We start from the raw sequence: 21,097 nt of genomic DNA on the forward strand, positions 1-21,097 counted from the left end.
CCAAGGTGCTGAAAATACCACTAGCTCCATTCTTCCTCCCAGTAATCGTTACCTCTCCTGTGACATTGACGTTGACATTCCCTGCCTGACCTTGTCCGGCAGTCTGGTTGGAAGATGCTTCACGAACAAAGGTTCCTAGTTGAGCGCCATCCTTGAGGGACAGTGTTGCCGCACTGATGTTGACGTCGCCACCTTTGCCCACACCCTGTGATTCCACAGTGCTGAAGATGTAACTGTTACCAGCAACAGACACAGAATCCTTTGCTTGCACCAACACACTGCCTGCATCCCCTTTTCCAAAAGTGCTGGCACTTAATTGAACACCATTAGTTAAGGAAACTGAGCCAGTGGTGAGAATAATGTTACCCCCATTGCCATTTGCGCCTTTATAGACTTGAGCAGCTAGCATTGTTAGATAAGTGCCTCCTGAACCATCAAGCTGAATCGATTCAATACCCGTGACTTCCAAGGTTCCTCCCGACTGAAACCCCAAAGTACTCGCTTCAATTCGAGACCCTTGTTTCAAGGTGATTTGTCTGCCTTGTACGCGAACATTTCCACCCCCGATTCCACTTGCATCTACAGTTGCTTGTTGTAAGAGTTGGATATCTCGAAAATTTTGCACACCGCCATAATCCAAAGTCCACCCGTTCGCAACCGACACGAGACCAACCAAGCTCTCTGACCCCACACTACCCAATTCAATTCGCCCACCTGTACTCTTTAGGGTTCCACCCAAGAGTTCTAAATCACCACCAACCAATGCCAGAGTTTGATTTGCTCCTAACCGCAGCGCATTTGCTGTATCAATTAAATCAGTTGTTAACCTTGTCCCTTGACCATCGCCAATGACTTGGATCTTTCCTGGATTTGCCCCAAATTGCAGACCCCTTGGAACACTTATAGTCAGCAATGGTGTTGTTTGAGTACCGTCTGTCCTAAACTCAAAGCCATCTGCAAATTTCAGATTACTAGCCGTACTTGCTAAGAAAGAGCCGTCAACATTTAATTGAGCATTGGGTCCAAAAACAATGCCATTTGGATTAATCAGCAACAGGTTAGTTGTTCCTAAGGTGCGGATTGACCCATCAATATTAGACACTGACCCACCTGTTACCCTACTAATGATGTTTTGAATGTCAACCGTATTGTTAAAGAAAGCTTCACTACCAGTAGAGACAGAGAAATCTTTGAAACTGTGGAACAAATTATCGCCTGCTTGTGTTCCACCTGTTATATTGAGGGTGTTGCCATTGATGTTAATGATGGAATTATTTGGTAAAGTCCCGTCTGGGGTAATTTGAGCCAAAGCGCAATTGGTGAATGGGACAAATGTACCAATAAAAGCAATCCCCCAACTTTGGAACCAGTTCAAACGCACAGATATCCCAAACATCGCGTTCTCCATTGGTAGTAGCCAGTGTTTAATATTTGGCTATAGAAAATAGGTTTTCATTTTCACTGAGTTTTGTCAATCCTGTCTTCAGAGCCTTGCCAAGATCGAGTTCATTTCTGAGTTGTTCCATCATATATTTTGAGGATATGCAACAGACATCTCCGAAAAGGATGTAAGGGCGCAAGGCCGCCGCGCCCCTACCAAGACTTTTGGGTAATGTATAATTAATTTCTGGAGATCTCTAATATCAAATCCGTTTGTATCGGAATTATTTCTCCGTCCTCTCCCTCTGCGTTCTCTGCGTTATCTGCGGTTTTTTAATCATTCAGATGCTACCGGATTTGATATAACTCCCTAACGACACTCGCGACTCAAAACTAATTGCCCTGAAGCCAACTTATACACGCCTTGCGGTTCTATAATGGGATCGCCCTTCTGCCACAAATTCGATGCACTATCTCTGGTCACACTACGCACATCACCTGTAGAATAAGTTGAAATTGAAACATCTCCAGGACGGTTAGGTAAACCACCAAGACCCGTAATTGTAAAACTACCTTCGAGCTTATTGGAATTGCGGGCAATGCAACTATTGGCAATCAATGCATTTGTATCAATGGGGGTTTGTGATAACTCGCTGAGATTGTTTTGGACAAAACTGGTATCGGGTGTGCTGATGATTCCAGAGGAAATATCACCACTGGCATTAATATCAACGCGATCGTTTCCATCCAGGGTGTCTGGATTCGTTCCAACAGGAGCAGGTTGATAGTTTTCCCCAAAAAATGCAGGAGTATCAAGAAATACATTACCTCCCCGACCATCCCGAGCAAAAGCAAGAATATCGCTATCGTCAAATGCAATAATTGAATTTGCTTTGAGCGTGATATTGCCACCATTATTAATACCGTTCTCCACATTTGTCCGAATGTCACTATCGCCATACAAACGCATTGTTTTTGCAGTGAGAGAGATAGCCCCTCCTGAAGCTTGTTGTGCCGAAGTTGTGATATCACTATTGGTCAAAGTTACTGACTCATCTGCTGTAATTGTGACATCGCCCGCAGTTCCCGAACCAAGACTGCGAGCGGAGATTTGGGCGCGATCGCTCAGAGAGAGCAGACGTGTTTGCAGATTAATTTTGCCTCCATTACCTGTAGAGTTCAAGCGAGTATTGGCAAATAACCCACTTTCACCATTTCCTTCATTTGTCACTTGATTTAGAAATTGATTGCGTCGTTCTAAAAAATTAGGGTCACTACCAGAGAGGATGATTTTGTCTTTAACATTTAGGGTGATGTTACCAGCCGATCCGCTATTTAGGGTGGTAGTAATTGCCTGTCCCCCATTCACAAGTTCAAAAATATTTGCGTTAATTATAATGTTCCCTCCAAGACTGGAGTTAGCCGTGCGAGCATTGATAACGGCTCCATTCGCAACGCGGAGAGAGGAAGTATTAATTGCGATCGTTCCTCCTTGTCCTTCTGACCTTGTTCTGGTATCTGAAAAAATAGCACTGGAGATTCCATTGCGACTGACTCCATTCAGCAACACTGTGTCGCGTGCATTAATTGTTACATTACCCGCGTTCCCTTTGCTTAAAGTATTCGCAAGCAATTGTGCTCCATTATCGAGTCTTAACGATCCAGTTGTAATTTCAATATTGCCTCCTCTGCCCACTGCACCTTCGTCTACACTGCTTAAAGCACGAGTAGGTTTTCCAGTCTCACTAGTACCATCGAAGAGAACGGTATCGCGAGCATTGATATAAAGATTGCCTGCATTACCTTGTCCGCGTGTCTTTGCATCCAATTGTCCTCCATTTGTTAGTATGAGAGAACCTGTGAAGATTTGAATGTTACCAGCATCTCCTTCTGCACCCCGAAAAACTTCAGTAAAGATAGTGCTAGACCGATCTGGATATTTAGAATTGATGCCATCTAGTAAAACTCGATCGCGAGCCGTGACAGTAATATTGCCCGAACTTCCCAGCCCAAAGGTGCTAGCGTCTAATTGCGATCCGTTGGTCAGAGAAAGAGAACCTGTGGTAATGTTGATATCTCCACCCCTGCCCTCAGCGTTTGGGTTCACAGCACTGAAGATATTACTAGCGTTGTCTAGCGAGACATTATCTCGAGCGTTAATAATTACATTACCTGCTTGACTTCTTCCGAAAGTACCAGTAGCGATCCCAGCTTTATCAATCATTGTTAACGACCCGGTGGTAATTTCAATGTCGCCGCCACTACCAACAGCATCTTTTCCGGCTTGACTGACAACACCACTACGCAATCCATCTTCACTACCTCCTTGAAAGACAATGCGATCGCTTGCATTGATAATCGTATTGCCTGCATTACCTTGTCCAAGAGTGACTGTTTGTATTGTTGATAAATTAGTTGCCGTTAGCGAGTGCGCGTGGACGTAAATATTACCTCCACTGCCAGTAGCAAGTTTTTGAACCTCGCTAGAAATATTACCACCATCTAAAGAGATAGTACTAGCGTCAATCAGAATATCCCCTGCATTACCTTGCCCAGAAGTGTTGGTTCCTAGTGCAGCATCATCAGCAACTGATAGTAGCTCAGTACTGATACGAATGTCTCCTCCATTGCCAATACCATCTGGAGAGGCATTAAAAATCTTTGCATCATTCTTTAAAGCAACTCGATCGTCAGCTTCAATAAGAATATTACCTGTATTCCCCTGTCTAAAGGTATTAGCCTCCAACCGAGAATTATCGGCAATTGACAGCGACTTAGTGCTGATACGAATGTCTCCTCCATTACCAATGATCGCAAAGTTAAAAATACCAGCACCCTTATCTAAGGAAACTTGCTCCTCAGCATCAACGAGGAGATCGCCTGCATTCCCTTGTTCAATATTGAAAGCACTGATAGAAGCACGATCTGTAAGAGACAACGACCTTGTATTGATGTGAATTCTCCCTCCGTTACCAATGCCATCCTCTTCAACTCCGTTGCGGATACGCGCATCCCTACCCAATGAAACTCGATCGAGAGCTTCAATAGTAATATTACCTACATCCCCCTGACCATCAGTACTAGCAGTTATGAAAGCGCCGTTGGTAACAGATAAGGAGCCTGTTGAGATCCGAATGTTTCCTCCTGTACCCTTACCTGCATCTTCAACATCATTGAATATAGCTGCTCGATTATCTAGAGAGACGCGATCGCGAGTTTCTATTACGATATCACCTCCATTGCCCCGCCCAAAAGTAGTGGCATCCAACCGAGCACGATCGGTGAGGGACAAAGATCCAGCCGTAATGCGAATATCGCCACTGTTACCCAACGCGTCTGTAAATACAATATTCTCGACACGACTGCGTTCTTCAATTTGGAGCGTTCCGGTTGCATTTAGCGTAATATCGCCAGCTTGACTGTCAATTCCTCCTATAGTTGGGAGAATACCTGCAAGTATATTGCTGTTTCCCAAAATCTCTAAATTACGAGCATTAATAGCTACGTTACCACTGTTACCACCTGCTACACCAATGAAAGAGCCAAACAGCGACACATCAGCTAGTGAGAGGTTGCTTGGAAAGCTCAAGCTGCCATCTGGCTTTAACCCGACTGTCCCTGCGCCCGCAACTGCACCAATTTCAACTCTTCCACCAAAAGCGTTCAGCCCTGCACCTACTCCACCACCATTAATACTGATATTTCCACCCAATAAAGTGATATTCTCACCATATGGAACATACAGTCCCAAAAAACCGCTTGCTCGCGGGCTAGGTGCAACAGAATTGCTAACAATGTTTCCCGTAGGAATTTGATTAAATAAAAATGCAGATGGATTAACTGTTAGTAGAGGTGAAGCCACCTCTGGATTTGTTGTGCTAAAGAAAATTCCCTCGCCAAACTGAATCGCATTGGCTGTTGTACCTGCAAATGAACCTTGTATGTCTAAGCTAGCATTCGTACCAAATAAAATACCGTTGGGGTTAATCAAGAATAAATTGGCATTGCCTAAAACGCCAATTCTACCGAGAATGTTGGAGGGATTATTGCCAGTGACGCGACTGAAGATGTTGTCGATCCCCATAGGATTGGAAAAATAGGCTCCTCTTCCTTCATTAATACTAAATTGCTCAAAGCTGTGGAATAAGTTAGCACCTCGGATAGCACCTCCGTTGATGCGATCGCTCACAATTCCTCGAATTAGCACATTAGGGGTGACAGTGGAACTTTCCTCTCCCAACGTTGAATCTGGCAAAATTTGAGCAACAGCACTCATATTGCTGATTAAGATTGTTCCTAAAGTGGTCAAGTACCCTGCCAAACTCCATCCCCAACTGTGAGTCAACCTACCTCTACTAGTCACAAAAATAACCTCTCAATTATTAAGCGTAAATGCGCTGTTCTCATACTACCTGTATTCTCCGTTCATTTACTACTCTGCGTCCTCTGCGTCCTCTGCGGTTTATTAAGTAGTTACACTTATTGCAGTTTTTTGCAACTATTTCTGCGGGACTTATTCTTGTAAGAACTTTTGAGACTTTATGAAGCTTTAGTTGCGTGTTGGTTCAGATCTCCGGAGAAGTTGGGGATCTTGTAACCACCAGGTATTTTGCAAAAAAATTTTACTAATTAGTTGTACACACAGAAAAAGCTGGTAATTTATATGTCATCTACTGCTGGAGTAAGCCCGTGCTAAACCTGTATCGCAAGTCTACTCAACGTCAAGTTCTAGGGACACTCTTTCTAGTTAGTCTCGTCTTTTGTTTGTCTTTTGCTCAAATTGAAAGCATAATCGCTCAAACTCCCGACGCAAGCCAACTCGTACAGCAAGGTATTGAGCTATACAAAGCAGGAGACTTTCGAGGTGCGATCGCGCCCTGGCAAAAAGCTTTAAATTTTTACCAACAAAGCAAAAATCAAAACAACGAAGCGATTGTCAGAGAAAATTTGGCAAGAGCCTATCAGCAGTTGGGAGACAATGAAGAAGCACTCAGCAACTGGGAACAGGTTACAAAGTATTACCGTGACTCTGGAAAGGTGCAACAATACGGGCGAATGCTAACCGAACAGGCACAAACTTATAGTAATTTAGGACAACCAGGAAAAGCGATCGCATTACTATGCGGTACATCTGACACGCAAGAAAAATCAAATTGTTTGCCAGGAAGTGCTTTACAAATCGCCCACCAGCAAAAAGATAAGCTTGGTGAAGTTGCTGCGCTGGGAAGTTTGGGAGAAGCTTACCGTCTTAGGGGTAAGTATGACAACGCAATTAAGTATTTAGAGCAAGCAGACAAGATTACCGAACCAGCTTATAAATCAAAAGTACTCAACAGTCTGGGTAATGCCTACTTAAATAAAGCACAACGGGAGAAAATTCGTGCTGATTCTGCACAAAAATTGGGTATTTTCAAAGCTGATGAGTTTCATAAAAATGCGATCGCTCATTACAAAAAAGCATGGGACTCCTTTCAATCTAGCCTGCGCCTTGCCCGTCAGCAAGATGACAAAGTTAGTCAAATGCAAGTCCTGCTGAATTTAATTCAACTTGATTACCGTCTTCAAGATGAGAAAAATTTGACCTCCGCGTCCCTAAAATCGACACCAGAAAACTCCCAATCTGAGATTCACATACAAGAAGCTTTAAATTTGCTTGACAAATTACCATTATCGCGACCCAAAATCTATGCTGCAATAGATTTAGCTAATTTACCTGAGAGTTCAAAAGATGCATCATCGTCATTAATTCCATGCTCTTCAAAGAGAAAGCTATCAGATTCACAAGCAAACTCACTGCTCCTAAATGCAGTGAAAACTTCTCAAAGTTTGCAAGATTCTCGTTCTGAGTCTTTTGCCTTTGGATCGCTAGGTCATTTCTACGAATGTCGTCAAGAATATAAGCAAGCTTTAGACTTCACTCAAAAAGCATTGTGGTCAGCAGACCAAAAGTTGCAAGCCAGAGATAGCGTGTATTTGTGGGAGTGGCAAACCGGACGCATTTTAAAAGCACAGGATAAAGAGTCAGAAGCATTACCATCTTACCAACGAGCATACACGCTTTTGGAACAAATTCGTAGTGATATTCTGTTAGCAGAACGAGATTTACAATTTGATTTTCAAGATGTTATTAAGCCTCTTTATCTAGAGTTAGCTCAATTAAGGCTAGAAGAAGCTTCATTACGATCTATTAAGACTGAAAATCGCAAAACACAATTAAAGAATGCACTCGAAACCATTGATTCGTTAAAACTGGCAGAATTACAAAATTTCTTTGGGAATGACTGTATATTAACGGTTACTAATGAAAAAAGTGTAGATGAACTATTAGGAAATAATACTGCTGTCTTTAGTTCTATTTTTCTAGACAAGAACATAGCTATTCTACTCAGTTTACCAAGTGGAGAAAGGAAGCTTGAGTGGATCAAAGAAAGTCGTGACAAAGTTATAGAAGAAATACAAAAATTCCGCCAAAGTCTCGAAGAAGGAATTCTAAATCCAACTCAATACGATACCATCCACGCACAAAATCTCTATGACTGGTTTATTCGTCCTTTTAAAGATAATTTGAACCAAGAACAGATAAAAACACTAGTTTTCGTTCAAGATGGTATCTTACGTATTATTCCAATGGCAGCTCTCTATGATAAGGAACAAAAGAAATTTTTGGTAGAGAATTACGATCTTGCTAACACTCCTAGTTTAAAATTAACCGCACCTAAAGCTCTAAATCAGCTAGAAAAGCGTGCCTTGATTTTGGGTTTGACTAAACAAGTAGAAGTCGATGGAACAATATACTCTGCGTTACCCAATGTCCAATCTGAAATTGATACGCTAAAGAAGCAATTTCCAGAAAATAAACCGCTCATTAATGAAGAATTTAATCGAGAAAAGTTAGATCGAGAACTAAATAAAACAGTTTATCCAATCGTTCACATTGCGACTCATGCTCAGTTTGGCACAATTCCAGAAGATACGTTTATAGTAACGGGAAATAGTAACAAACTCACGATTAATGAGTTAGAAGCTTCACTACGTCAAATCAATGGCGGTTCTCGTGCAGTAGAATTACTTGCGTTGACTGCTTGTCAAACAGCTTTGGGAGATGAACGTGCTTCTCTTGGTTTAGCTGGTGTCGCAGTGCAAGCTGGAGTGAGAAGCGCTTTAGCAACTTTATGGTCGGTTTCAGATGCATCAACGTCAAAGTTAATAACTGAATTTTACAGTGGTATCAAATCAGGAATGAGTAAAGCACAAGCTTTGAGTGCAGCTCAACGAAAATTAATTCAGGCTAAAAAAATAGAAGATATCAACGACCAGCATGATAATCCTGTTTACTGGGCACCATTCATTATGATTGGAAATTGGCTTTGATTAGGGATTTCCAAGAAATAAATTTCTTAGAGGATGTTTTAAAAGTTTTGGTCTCATATAATGAGCTACTATACAAACAAAGTCCGCCTACGCGGACTAACGAGAAATTAAGGTTTTGAAACCCACGTAGGTGGGTTTCGCTTGTATAGGCGCGATTTCTAATCGCTAGAACTAGTATAAATTAGGACTTTACAAACATCCTCTTACAATAGCTCCTCACTTTTTAAGTTTCCTCTCAGTAATTGTTCAATAAACTTCATCATGACTGCCAACATCAATCAATAAAATAACCATTTCCAACAACTTCTCATCCTCAGAAAAATTAAAGATAATTCTACAATCATAAGTAACAGAACAAGACCACAAACCTGCTAAATGTCCTGCTAATTTATGAGATTTCAAAGATGGTGTAAAGGGATCATCTGCCAAAAGCCTTAATACCTCAACAATTTGATTCTTTAACTGTGGCTTTTTCTTTATAATCTTCCTAAAAGATCGCTTAAATCCACTACTCCAGACAACTTCCATCATCATCTCCTAGTAAATCAGCGATCAAATCATCAACGCTTCCCCTCTTTGCTGTACCATTTTTAAAAGCCTGCATTACTTCCCGAGCATTAGCTAAAATTTCAATCCGCCGATTCTCAATTCGTTGCTGACGAAGAAACTCAAATAAATACTCCTGCTCTTCTGTAGGCAAACTTTCAATGGAATTAAGAATTTCTTGTAAAGTCATTAGAGAACCTCCTTTGAAGTCAACTCTATCTCAATACTGCTCGGATAAGAATTTTTGTAGTTAGGCAAACCCTTGGAGAAACCCAACAAATGTGTGTAAATTTTGGGTTCATTCCTCAACCCAACCTACGTATTTTCGTATTTCTATGCTTAACAGACAAGCAATTCGTCTAAAATCTCTTGTATAAAGTTAATGCTACTCATAAAGTATTGCACTTATCGCTACTTGTTTAAGTATAGCATCCAATGGGTTGTGAGGGACTACTAGATCCCCGACTTCTCAAAGAAGTCGGGGATCTGAGCCAACATACTTATCAAAATTAATTAGATGGATTGCTATTAGCAATTTGCTTCAAGCGCTCGCCTCGTTTCAGCCTCTCTTGACGTTCAACATCAGTTAATTTGTCTGTTGTATTAGGTTCTTCTAATGTTGCTAAGTCTTGCAGAAGAGTTGAAACTATCTTTGTTATTTTTTTCTCCTGAGAAACTTTCAGGGCTTCATCTAGAGCGTTATACCACAAACCTGCTTCAGCATATAAGTCTGCTTTTTTAGCTCCATCTTCTGTCATAGAAAGTTTTTTTGATAAAGAAGCCGGCATTTCCACCACCTTAAACTCTGCCCTTTCTACTAAATATCCTTGCTGACACTTTATCGCAACTTGCCAAAGATATTTTTGTCCCACCGTTAACCCGGACTGACTCTCTGGTAAAGAGTATTTATTAATTCCTAAAGAGTTTGACAATAGTACTGGCTTACCTATTGGTTTCGATGGTCGATCGCTAGCATCAAACTCAAAAATGCGGAAATCGACTTGATAAGAATTAGATACAAACCAAGCGAATGTAGGGTAACGAGAAGTTGTTTGTCCAATGTGTTTTTTAGGAGCAAGAATTGTTAAGGGTATTTTATCTTCCGGACATCCCCTTCCACCTCCTGTTCGAGTATAGTCACCTGGAGGTTTTTGACCGCTAGGTGGTATGTAACGCGCCATAGCTAAGGAAGCTGTTGTTAAAGATATACTCAGGACAAAGCTAGAGACTATCCAAGGGTTAAAATGTTGATTTCTCATATGCGGCGATGTAAAGTTTTTGTTAAAAATCTTAATTTTCTCTGGAAATAAGACTTGAGTCGAAACTTTATTGTTGAAATCCAATTTTTACTACCTGCGATCGGCCATGTTAACTCACATATAGTTCCTTTAGGAGTTAAGCGTTCTCTATTAAAATATCCTCCTAGTAGTTTGGCTAAATTTTTACTGTCTTTGGTTCCTTTACTTTCATAGTTGGAACGGATGCCTAATCCATTGTCTTTAATTTTGAGACTATACCATTCTTGTTGTTTTGTTCCTGTCGCAGACAACCGCGTAACTCCCTCAGCATGTTTTCCAACATTGCATATAGCTTCTTCAAGAAATTGACAAAGTTCTCGCTTGCGTTCAATAGTTAAAAATTCTTCTTCAAGAGGTTCAAAGGAGCGAACTTTAGCTTTGAGAGTTTGAAAGTAAGGAAGATTTCTTTCAATAGTACTACTGTAAACTTCATAGAAAATTTCGTGAATTGGACGCTTTAAATCTATTTTTAAACCACTTCCTAAACGGAGGCTTTCTTGTACATTAAGAGTTTGTTGTGTTAAATATTCACCAACATCTCTGATCTCTAAATTCAAATTTTTTAAATCGCTTAGTAATTCTTCTTTGGTTAAATCGTAATTTTGTACATTCCTTAACAAGGCAGCTAAGGTTTGTAATGGTCCATTATGAATTTCTGTAAATGCCATTTCAATAGTATGTTGTCGTATCAATATTTGAGCTTTTAGCGATTGCTCGTACTGATAGCATGCGCTCAGAAAATCTACAAAGTTTATTCCTAAAATTAATAAAATTGGTGCTATGGGTATCCACAAACCCCAAATAAGTAATGCATAATAACTAATTGCGATAAGACCAATACTACCTAAACTAATAGCAAACAGATTTCGCCACGGAGATTCGATCGCTAAACTCAGACTAATGGCAATAACAGCCCAACCTAATATCCATATATATTCCCATACCTCCGACCAAGTTTTAATGAGCGGGCGCGATTCTAGAACCGCACTTATAATTTGACTGACAACATGAGCATGAAATTCAACTCCATAAATCTGTCCGTGAAGCTGCAATCCTGAAATGGCTGATGTATTAAATAAGTCAGGAGCGCTAATAGTTGTCATACCGATTGTGACAATGCGATCGCGTATCCAATCGGGCTGAAAATTTCCCGTCTTGATATCATTAAGTGAAACCGTTCTAAATCTTTCTTTTCCATTACGAAAGTTGACAAGAGCCTTCACTCCTCCCGCATCAGTTCCCACGTACCCTCCAGAATTAGGTAAAAAACGGGGAATTTCTATTTTATCAAACTTCATTGTTTGGCGATCGCGTTGTCCATTTTCAAGGAGAATCCCCTTCTGAGACAAGTAGGCTTCTGCTAAACGCAAAGGAAAAGAAAATTTATAATCATTGGTATTTTGAAGATTCACTGCTCCTAAAAGCGCTCGTCTGTATTTACCATCTTCATCTGAAATCATATCTGAAAAACCCACTTGTTTGGGAGGTAAATCAGCTATGGAAGAAAATTGACCGGGAGGTAAGATTTTTTCAATACCAATAATATCTTTATTTTGCTTTACAAGTTCGACAAGTTTCTCATGACCGGGTTCTACAGGTAAGTTTCTTGTAATATCAAGTCCAATTGCTACCGGTTGATATTCCTGGAATTTTTCAATAAGTTCAGCGATTTCTCCATCCGGTATCGGATATTTTCCTACACTTTTGATATCAGCTTCATTAATGCCAACAATCAAAATTCGTTCATCTATCGGTTCATAGGGACGCCAACTGATAAAAGTATCAAAAGTTACCCATTCTAAAAATTGCAGCCAACCACTCAAACGAGCTACGAGGACTAATAAAACGACGACTAATCCCAGCCGTCCTCCCAAACGCCAAATAGTAAATTTCTCTTTAAATAACCTCCAGATATCTCGCTGCATACTCTTAATAACCTAATCAATTAATCCTTCTTCTCTAGCCCTTATTTCAGTTTCAATTCTGATATTCTTGCCATCTTTTTTGCAATCTTCAGGATAAACGCCTAAAACGTCTTGGACTTTAGTCCAGTAATTACGTACCGTGCGTTCAGCCACAACCATCCTGTCAGCGATCGCTTTATCTGTTAATCCTTCTTCAAAAGCTAACCTCAGAAGCTCTAACCACTCTGGTTTAACTTCTATTCTTCTTCCTAAATCTCGTGTATGAGTTCCTCCCTCAATAGCAAGGTGTATTCGAGTTAACATCTCCTGTTCGGAAAGCCCTTTATCAGCGACTGTGAACCCTCCTTGATGATTATCTATCTCGTGTCTGATTCGTGCTAAAGCCTTAACGTAACTGCTTTGCACCATAAGATTAAGATTGGGATAGTTTTTCATTAAGTTTTGCAGGAGTTGCAAACCCGTATCAATTTGGGCTGTCACCCCTGGTTTTTCCGGAATCGAAAGGTCTACAACGACGAGATCGGGCTGAGAGTTTGATAACTGGTTAACAGCATCTTGTGCAGTTTTAGCGGTGAGAAATTCAGCAGTTGGGTACTGTTGGCGCAGCACATCAAGGGTTCCACCTAAAATTAACTGGTGGTCATCAATGACAAAAAGTTTTAACTTTGCTCGCTGTGCTGAATCTTGGCTCATCAATTCCTTTAAGTTTGCTTTAACCATTTTCTTTTGCATATCCTGAATGGCAATAGTCAATTCAGTATGATTACTCATAATATCTACAATTGAGCCTCAACTTAATTGATGAATTGTTACGATGTTTGACTAAAGACTGTTAGTCGTTAGTAGATAGTGGTTAGTGGATAGTGGTCAAATCCAGACATTAGGAGCGATGTAGCAACTAACAACTAACCACCAACAACCTTCTTGCAATACGTGCTTCTAATTGTAATGAAGGAATAAAAAGCAGTCCAGGCAGAAAACTGCACACTATTATGCCAACGCCTGTCACCTAACTTGGCAAAATCAGCGAACGTACAGTAATGAGACAAGGGGGACAAGGGAGATAAGGACGAGGGGGTGTTGAACTCGCCCTTTTTTATAAGTGTTGCTATAGTAGTCAATAACACCTTTCACTCAGTGCTATAGCGGGTGCTAGCAATATGCATAAAGACGACCGAAAGCGAATTAAACACTTTACTACCCTAAAATCTAAATACCAAGCAACCCAATATCAAGATTTATCACCCACTAGTCCTCTGTATCTTATACTTAGAAAAGTTGACTTAGGGATTAAACTCAATCTATTAGACACTGAATGGTTGAGAGAGCAGAAGCTTGGATTTATATGTCAAGAACAAGAAGATAAATTAAGGGATTTTGCCAATTTAGGAGTAGAATTCTCACAATTAAAAGCCAAGTACAAAGCTACACATCATAGTGTTTCCTGGCAATCTAGTCCTCTATATTTTATACTTTGGAAGATTGAATCAGGACAATTCCTCACGTCTGGAGAAGTTCATTGGCTAAGTTCCAACGGTCTATCTCAGACAAATGCGATCGCTCAAGATATTCAGCAGTTCACTCAACTTAAATCTAAGTACAAAGCTACTCAATATCAAGATTCTTATCCTGATAGTCCCCTGTATCCAATCCTGAAAAAGTTAGAGGTAGCAGAACGTTTAAATGATTTTGAATATAATTTTCTCCTAGATAACCAACTCTTGGAAACTGCAACAGTTTTTGAACAACAAGAGTCAGAAAAAAAGAATATATTTGCTCAATTAATAGAGAAATATCAAGCAAAAAAACATTCTGATTTATCGTTGTTGAGTCCCTTGTATCCAATTTTACAAAAAATCGAGGCAGAAAATAATCTAAGCGAATCGGAAATTCACTGGTTAGAACAGCAAGGGCTAAGCGAAACAATTGCTATGGCTCAAGAGTTGGAAAAAACACGAGAATTTGCTGCCTTAAAAGTTAAGTATAAAGCCACACGACATGAGGATTGTTCTCCTAAGAGCCACTTGTACAAAGTTCTTAAAAGACTTGAGTCAGAAAGTAAGTTAAGCGAACAAGATCTTAACTTTATGAAAAATCGCAAACTCACTGAAACGATTGCGATCGCGAATCAAAAATACGCTGACGCTTTGAAGTCTAAAATAAAATTAGGAGAGACTCTCAATGAATCGGAAGTTCAATGGCTGAACAATAATGGTTACGAAGATATTATTACTCTTTTTCAAAAACGGGACTTTATCATGCTTAAGAAAAAGTATGGTTTCATCGATTTCAAGAATAAATTGACATTTAAGCCATTTTATCAGATTCTACTAAAACTGGAGAGAAACGAAAGATTATATCCTATACTATTTTTGAAACTTTTAGAACAAGGTTTATTATCAGGTGATGGAAAAGTTGCCCTTAAATATTACAGCCTTGAAGCAGAGTTTTATGTCCAAGAATTCCAGCGAACAGGAAACAAATGGCATATTCCAACTGCCAGTAGTTATTGGCGTAAGGCAAACAAATCCGAGCAAGCTTTACAGTTAACTAACTTAGACTTAAACCAAATAAAAGACAATACTCTCAAATCAGCAATTTTAGTCACTAGAGGTGCGTCATTCAGAGATATTGATAAATTATTTGATGCTGAAAGTTGTGCAAAAAAAGCTATGCAATATCATGCGCTCAGTTATCAGCCTTACACATTAATGGGAGCTATTGCCTATGATAAAGGTGACTATCCAAATGGAGATTATTGGTTTAGAGAAGCAATCCAACGTGGTGCTAAAACTGAAGATATCGATGATGAAATCAAGCGAGTGGTTAGGAATACAAAAGATGAAGAAAAAAGACACACTGTAGCCGCATACCTACTCAAAAAAGATAGCGAACAGTATGCTTGGGCGAAAGCTTATCTCAAAAAATCGAAAGATAAGGGCTGGTGAATTTGCGTAGAATTTAACTAAATGTGGTAATAAGAAGCTAAGCTTATCAAGAACACTCCCGACTCAAAACAATCTTCCCCGAAGGAAGTCGATACACGCCAAGTGGTTCCACAATAAGATCTCCTTTCTGCCACGAACGCTCTACATTACGTACAGTACCAGTCGGATAAGTCGAAATAGAAACATCTCCAGGACGGTTGGGTAAACCGCCAGCACCTGTAATGATGAAACTACCTTCAAGCTTGTTACCACGGGCAATACAACTACTAGCAATGAGAGTATTGGTGTCAATCGGATTTTGCGGTAGTTCGATTAGGCTGTTTTCGACAAAGCTGTTATCAGGTATGCTGATATTACCAGATGCGATAAGCGGAGCTTAACGGCTAAAGCCGAATCGCACCAGTTGCATTGACATCGACACGGTTGTTGTTGTCCAAGGCGAAGAGATTGGTACCTTTAGCAGCAGGTTTGTAGTTTTCACCAAAGAAGGCGGGGGTTGGGGGATCGACAACGTGTGAAACCCTTAAAATACCGTTGAGGTTGCGTAAGTCCTATAGGTCTGTATTTGCCCGAAAGTGTAAACAAAAAATATATGCTCAACTCAAATAAACAGACTCGGTGACACCTTAAAATAATCACCCAGCGCTTTAGCTTGTGCCTTGCTAATGGAACGCTTTCCACTCACAACCTCGGACACTACACCGCTCGAACCGATAATTCCTACCAAGTCAGCTTGACGGGTACCACTCGCTTCCATCATATGTTGCAAAATTTCATGAGGCGCAGATTCATCCATCGGATAGTTCTGTGTCTCATAGGCTTCAACCAATATCACTAACAACTTGTGTAAAGCTTGCTCCTCAATTGTGCGATTCTTTTTAAAGGTGAGTTGTTCTACTACTTTCAAAATCCTTTCGTACTCTTCCTCTGTGTCAATTGCAACAGGAACCACTTCAGCCAGCAAATTGCGATAAGTGCTTCGATCAAAAGTAAGGATCATTTTTCCACTTTCCTTTATCGTATTCGGGGTGTGTTAGAAAATATTTGTAGTAAATTACTTCGTTCTCATAATCGATACCAACAATTAGGCGATAGTCATTGCCTTTAATATTAAAGACAGTGAAATTTCCAACTGCTTCAGCATCCTGGTAAACTTTACGGATATCTTGTAGGCTATGCCAATCTGCCTTTTTGACGGTTGCATACCAGTTGTCAATTTGCTTTTTGACATCGGAGAACTGAGCAGCATCAGTGCGGAGGTGGCGAATCGAAATTAGATGCATTCATCTCTAGTTTTTTCATGTTGATTAATCAATAAAAATCACTTTTTTTGATTCTCTCAAAACGAGAGCAAAATGTCAAGGATTTCGTAACTGTGCAAACAATAATACCAGAATGCCCTGGTTGTAATTTGTGTAACCGTATAAAATGACGACGATTGCTAGTCAAAACCACTTTGCCATTTCTAACAGCAAAAGCTAACACGTCCTCGTCAGGAATTCTTAAATCTGCATTCCCATTTGTACAGCTTGATTGTTATAATAGTATATCGCTTGGAGGTTTGCGTATGGCACACCAATTTGAGTCGGGATTTTTCGTAGCCAAAGCTGCATGGCACGGTTTAGGAACAGTTTTAAATAAACCACCCACTACCTCAGAAGCCATAGTCCAAGCGGGACTTAATTGGCGGGTGATGGAAGAGCCGATATATCGACAAACAGACGTGCAAGAACAAGCAGTTTTGCAGAAAAACTTGATACGAGATTGCGATACGGCTTCAGCCGTTAAGCCTTCGGCTTATCGCCATATTCTAGGAACAGTCAACTACGACTACGTACCCCTGCAAAATCAGGATGCTTTCCGGTGGTTTGACTCTTTGATCGAAAAAGGGGGTGTAGAACTGGAGGCGGCTGGTAGTCTTCAGCAAGGTAAGAGAGTTTGGATTCTGGCAAAAATCGTTTCTACTGAAGCTGCTGTTGTTCCTGGAGACTGGGTGCGCCCCTACTTGTTGTTGCACAACTCTCATGATGGCTCATCAGCTGTATGGATTCAATTTACTCCAATTCGGGTCGTCTGCTGGAATACTCTCAGTGGAGCCGCCGCACATCGCTTTGGAGATTTATGGAAGAAGAAAGCAATTTGTATCCCCCATACTCTCGATCTCCAAGCTCAACTGGCTAAAGTACAGGATTTAGTTGACTTAACAAAGCGGGAGTTTCATTTCAGCGTTGAAGAGTACCAAGCAATGGCAAATCAGGAACTCAACAGCGAACTATTTGCAACATACACGGGATCGGTTTTGGGCATTCCAAGTCCTAGAATGCATCCTGAGTGGAATCAACTTCTGGCTAACTTTGAGAACGGAATCGGCAATCAAGGCAAGACTCTTTGGGATGCTTACAACGCCATCACTCAATGGTTGGATCATCAAAGAGGGACATCTGATGCACAGAGATTAGAATCTACTTGGTTCGGTGCTAATGCTCAAGTGCGTGTCAAAGCACATCAAGTCGCTTTAGACATGGTTCGGAATGCTAATAAAACTCATTTGTACGACGTTTTAAAAGTGCGTAGACGTGAAGCCACTTGTTGCTAGCAAGATACCCGACTTTTGCAAAGTAGCGAAGTCGGGTATCTGAGTAAAATAAGAAGACTTAACTTACTTATGTATCAGTTTATACTAATTTTAGAAGAATGTATTGCGCTAAACTGATGTGTATTGGTTACGCGATCGCCTCATTGCAATAATTTCTATGACCGGAGATGAAAAGTGACTAATACTATTCCTGCAGAAAATATCACCTTAGAACAGCTACGCGAGCTATTTAATTTAGAATTAGTTGAAGACGATATATTTCCAGAATGGCAATCAGATTTACCGGAATTAACAGAGCCAGAAAAAGAGTTACTCAATCAAATTAAAGCTGGATATATTAATTTACGTAATTATCCACCTTTTCTAGAAAATACTGTCAATACCGTAGTTTTGTCACCCTTATTATTTATTGGTAAATTTTATCTACCTCCATTTCATATCAAGTTAGAAAAATCTATTGAGTTTGAAACAGAAGATAGAGATACTAAAGTCAAAGGACGGATAGATGTTTTAAGACTCAATCAGAGATTTTGGGTGACAGTAATTGAATCGAAACAAGTTGCGTATTCTGTGGAAGCTGGACTCGAACAATTATTAGCATATATGCTAGCTGCACCTGACAATGAAGTTTACGGTATGGTCACTTCAGGTGGAAGCTTTATGTTTGTCAAGTTGATGAAAACTGTTGTTCCTAGATATGTTACTTCAGATATTTTCGATGTTCGCAATCGTGGTAATGAACTCTATAACGTACTGCAGATTTTAAAAAAGTTAGGTCAAATCACGCAATAATGTTTTACAATTTGGTGACTCTGAAGCGATTGTCAGTGAAAATTATAAAATAAATCTTACTCCCTTTCCGCCCGAAGATACCTATTTAAATGAACCGAACTTGACGCGTTCGCGTTCGCGAAGCGTGTGCCTTGCACATAGCGGGCAGACGTTGGAGGCATAGAGCAAGGGAGAAAGAGGAAAAGCAAACGTACTGAGTCAGGTTCATGATTTTTCTAATCGATCGCAGTATCGAGGGACAGCACTTATTCTTTTTGGGAGTATCACAACTGAAGGCTGGCTCGACTTACTACTCTTGCAACTTTTGCACCTCGGTTTCAGGTAATCCAGTAAGTTGGCTAACAAGTGCGATCGACATCCCCGTTTGGAGTAAATTCCGCGCTACGTGTAGCAATTGCTCTGTTACTTGTTGTGCCCTGATTCGTTCTAGTTCGATTTGCTCCAAAGCTTGCTGTTTTTCTTGACGTTCTAGTTCGATTTGCTCCAAAGCTTGCTGTTTTTCTTGGCGTTCTAGTTCGATTTGCTCCAAAGCTTGCTGTTTTTCTTGGCGTTCTAGTTCGATTTGCTCCAAAGCTTGCTGTTTTTCTTGGCGTTCTAGTTCTGTATCTGTTGGTATCCAGTTGCCTTGAGCATCATACCAGCGCAGCCACAGACGAGTAACCCCGGCAAACTCTCCGAGCCACAAGCCCAGCCCAATTTCTAGTTCCTCAATCCAGATGCGCGGATTCGTAGCATCGAGTTGTTGTTCTTGGTAGTGTCCACCTACTAGTTTAAAGAATCGCACACGATTTGTATAGCGACTGAAAACAATGTAGTATGGCACACGTAGGAGTTGCTCATACACGAACCACTTGGATGGTGGTGTATCTTTAGTCTCTGAGCCATTCTGACTCTCTAGAGAAGGTAACTGTTGGCTAGCTTGAATTTGAACTGATTCCACCGCTTCATGTTCCGATTCTGCATAGATGCCAAGATCTTCAGTTTCCGTACCCGGAGAGAGGAGTTCCACGACGACAAAGGGGTTTCTCCTCTCCTGCCAAATGACGTAACTACGTCTCAAATCGTGTCCTGCGTATAAGCGTGGTACACCAATAACTAAGAACCAATCGGGACGTTTATGCCATAGGGTATGCTCGACATCATAGTAGAGATTGAGATCGGTTCCAGTAAAGAATTGATCTGTTGTATAGTTTTTCAGCCGCAGTGTACGACTCAAAACTTGAGGCTGGAGGTCATGAAATTCGTCAGGCAAACCGGGTTCCTCTGGATCTTCGCTTTTAAGATCGTACATTGTAGGGAGAGTTTGCCAAGCAGGAAGGGGCGGATCGGTTTGCGGAACGGGGAAGAGATTCATAGCTTAGGTACACGAATTGGCACGAGCTTGTGCTTTTATATTAGCTAGTGTTTACAAAGATAGCGAACGGTATGGTTGGGCAAAAGCTTATCTCCTAAAATCGAATCTGCTGCAAATGTGATACGCTATATTTGATGACATTACGCACATCATTTGTAGAATAAGTCGAAATGGCATACAGTGAATTTAGTTTAAGACGAGCTAAGGAGGAATTTAATCTTACCTTTAAAGAAGGCTCGCGCTTTTTGCCAGAGACTGAACCTATTGCAACCAGCCCATATTTAACAGAGTTTTTAGCAGAGAGTATTCCACTGGCGATCGCCACTGGCTCGGAAAAAGCCCGCTCGGAACTGATCGTCAGTCCAATTTTGTTTGAGGTCCGAAAAATTTTAGATAGAAGCATCAGTTTTTTCTCAGGAGAAGATTTCACTGTAGATCCAGATGCTGGACTAAGCGGTACTTGTGACTTTTTAATTAGCCGTTCTCCCGAACAGTTGTTAATTGAAGCACCTGTCATTGTGATTGTTGAGGCTAAGAAGGAAAATCTTAAGGCGGGATTGGGACAATGTATTGCCGAAATGGTTGCAGCTCAAAGATTTAACGTTGCTAAAGAACATCCCATACCAACTATTTATGGCAGTGTCACTAGTGGTAATCGGTGGACTTTTCTGAAGTTGGAAGAACAAACTGTCACAATCGATTTGACTGAGTACCTGATTCCGCCTGTGGAAAAATTACTTGGGATGCTGCTATGGATGGTAAGGGAAGGGTAAGGAAGGTCGTGCTTGCCAGTTAACTAAACAGATTGAACATTCAAAAACTGCACCAATTCACACAGTCATTCCGAGAAATCAAACATTTGTAGTAGGTTCCAAAGACGAAACTTT

The 21,097-nt window shown here is 40.6% G+C and carries 16 protein-coding genes; 5 read left to right on the forward strand and 11 right to left on the reverse strand.

The genetic code is table 11. The annotated features are described in order from the left end of the window. Positions 1-1,408: filamentous hemagglutinin N-terminal domain-containing protein (locus tag WA1_RS05570; RefSeq protein WP_201789069.1), on the reverse strand; the 1,408-nt coding region annotated here is incomplete at its 3' end. Positions 1,409-1,750: 342 nt separating this feature from the next. Beyond that, on the reverse strand, positions 1,751-5,743 hold the full coding sequence (locus tag WA1_RS05575; protein WP_026135185.1) for a two-partner secretion domain-containing protein: 3,993 nt from the start codon (positions 5,741-5,743) through the stop codon (positions 1,751-1,753). Positions 5,744-6,069: 326 nt separating this feature from the next. Here WA1_RS05575 and WA1_RS05580 point away from each other — a divergent pair, with 326 nt between their 5' ends. Then, positions 6,070-8,751: a CHAT domain-containing protein gene (locus tag WA1_RS05580; RefSeq protein ID WP_017748194.1), complete on the forward strand. Its 2,682-nt coding sequence runs from the start codon at positions 6,070-6,072 to the stop codon at positions 8,749-8,751. 246 nt (positions 8,752-8,997) lie between these two features. On the opposite strand, the gene WA1_RS05585 is transcribed toward WA1_RS05580, so the two are convergent. The 5 genes from WA1_RS05585 to WA1_RS05605 all read right to left on the reverse strand — a co-directional run bounded on the left by WA1_RS05585 (position 8,998) and on the right by WA1_RS05605 (position 13,213). Beyond that, positions 8,998-9,279: a type II toxin-antitoxin system RelE/ParE family toxin gene (locus WA1_RS05585; protein WP_017748193.1), complete on the reverse strand. Its 282-nt coding sequence runs from the start codon at positions 9,277-9,279 to the stop codon at positions 8,998-9,000. Next, positions 9,260-9,487 (reverse strand): hypothetical protein, encoded by a 228-nt coding sequence (locus tag WA1_RS05590; protein WP_017748192.1) that lies wholly within the window; start codon positions 9,485-9,487, stop codon positions 9,260-9,262. The genes WA1_RS05585 and WA1_RS05590 overlap by 20 nt, the downstream gene beginning before the upstream one ends. A gap of 319 nt (positions 9,488-9,806) precedes the next feature. Further along, complete coding sequence (locus WA1_RS05595; RefSeq protein WP_017748191.1) at positions 9,807-10,556, reverse strand: DUF928 domain-containing protein; 750 nt, start codon at positions 10,554-10,556, stop codon at positions 9,807-9,809. Continuing rightward, on the reverse strand, positions 10,553-12,520 hold the full coding sequence (locus WA1_RS05600; protein ID WP_017748190.1) for a CHASE2 domain-containing protein: 1,968 nt from the start codon (positions 12,518-12,520) through the stop codon (positions 10,553-10,555). Before WA1_RS05600 ends, WA1_RS05595 begins: the two co-directional genes overlap by 4 nt. A 12-nt stretch (positions 12,521-12,532) precedes the next feature. Further along, entirely contained in the window at positions 12,533-13,213 is a 681-nt protein-coding gene (locus WA1_RS05605) for a response regulator transcription factor (protein WP_026135184.1), read from the reverse strand. A gap of 467 nt (positions 13,214-13,680) precedes the next feature. Here WA1_RS05605 and WA1_RS05610 point away from each other — a divergent pair, with 467 nt between their 5' ends. After that, positions 13,681-15,468, forward strand: coding sequence for a hypothetical protein (locus WA1_RS05610; protein WP_017748188.1), 1,788 nt, complete (start codon positions 13,681-13,683; stop codon positions 15,466-15,468). 601 nt (positions 15,469-16,069) lie between these two features. Here the strand turns inward: WA1_RS05610 and WA1_RS05615 are convergent. Genes WA1_RS05615 through WA1_RS54660 form a run of 3 tightly spaced genes read right to left on the reverse strand, consistent with a single transcriptional unit; the run spans position 16,070 to position 16,968 of the window. Next, the gene (locus tag WA1_RS05615) at positions 16,070-16,468 is read right to left on the reverse strand and encodes a helix-turn-helix domain-containing protein (RefSeq protein WP_017748187.1); all 399 of its coding nucleotides are present in this window, start codon (positions 16,466-16,468) and stop codon (positions 16,070-16,072) included. Beyond that, positions 16,452-16,751 carry a type II toxin-antitoxin system HigB family toxin gene (locus WA1_RS05620; protein WP_017748186.1) on the reverse strand — a complete coding sequence of 100 codons (300 nt, stop codon included), beginning with the start codon at positions 16,749-16,751 and terminating at the stop codon, positions 16,452-16,454. The genes WA1_RS05615 and WA1_RS05620 overlap by 17 nt, the downstream gene beginning before the upstream one ends. Positions 16,752-16,779: 28 nt before the next feature. Beyond that, positions 16,780-16,968: a DUF5615 family PIN-like protein gene (locus WA1_RS54660; RefSeq protein ID WP_158516788.1), complete on the reverse strand. Its 189-nt coding sequence runs from the start codon at positions 16,966-16,968 to the stop codon at positions 16,780-16,782. Between the two features lie 67 nt (positions 16,969-17,035). On the opposite strand from WA1_RS54660, the gene WA1_RS05625 reads away from it, so the two are divergent. Next, a complete protein-coding gene (locus tag WA1_RS05625) occupies positions 17,036-18,064 on the forward strand; it encodes a DUF932 domain-containing protein (protein ID WP_017748185.1) in 1,029 nt (342 codons plus the stop codon). Positions 18,065-18,238: 174 nt separating this feature from the next. Continuing rightward, positions 18,239-18,856: a PD-(D/E)XK nuclease family protein gene (locus WA1_RS05630; RefSeq protein ID WP_017748184.1), complete on the forward strand. Its 618-nt coding sequence runs from the start codon at positions 18,239-18,241 to the stop codon at positions 18,854-18,856. 289 nt (positions 18,857-19,145) lie between these two features. Here WA1_RS05630 and WA1_RS05635 read toward each other — a convergent pair whose 3' ends face one another. After that, positions 19,146-20,210 carry a Uma2 family endonuclease gene (locus tag WA1_RS05635; RefSeq protein ID WP_148662625.1) on the reverse strand — a complete coding sequence of 355 codons (1,065 nt, stop codon included), beginning with the start codon at positions 20,208-20,210 and terminating at the stop codon, positions 19,146-19,148. Positions 20,211-20,380: 170 nt separating this feature from the next. Between WA1_RS05635 and WA1_RS05640 the strand changes: the two genes are divergently transcribed. Beyond that, the gene (locus WA1_RS05640; protein ID WP_017748182.1) at positions 20,381-20,983 is read left to right on the forward strand and encodes a hypothetical protein; all 603 of its coding nucleotides are present in this window, start codon (positions 20,381-20,383) and stop codon (positions 20,981-20,983) included. Positions 20,984-21,097 lie beyond the last annotated feature (114 nt).

Source organism: Scytonema hofmannii PCC 7110 (genome assembly GCF_000346485.2).
In the GTDB taxonomy this organism is placed as follows: domain Bacteria; phylum Cyanobacteriota; class Cyanobacteriia; order Cyanobacteriales; family Nostocaceae; genus Scytonema; species Scytonema hofmannii.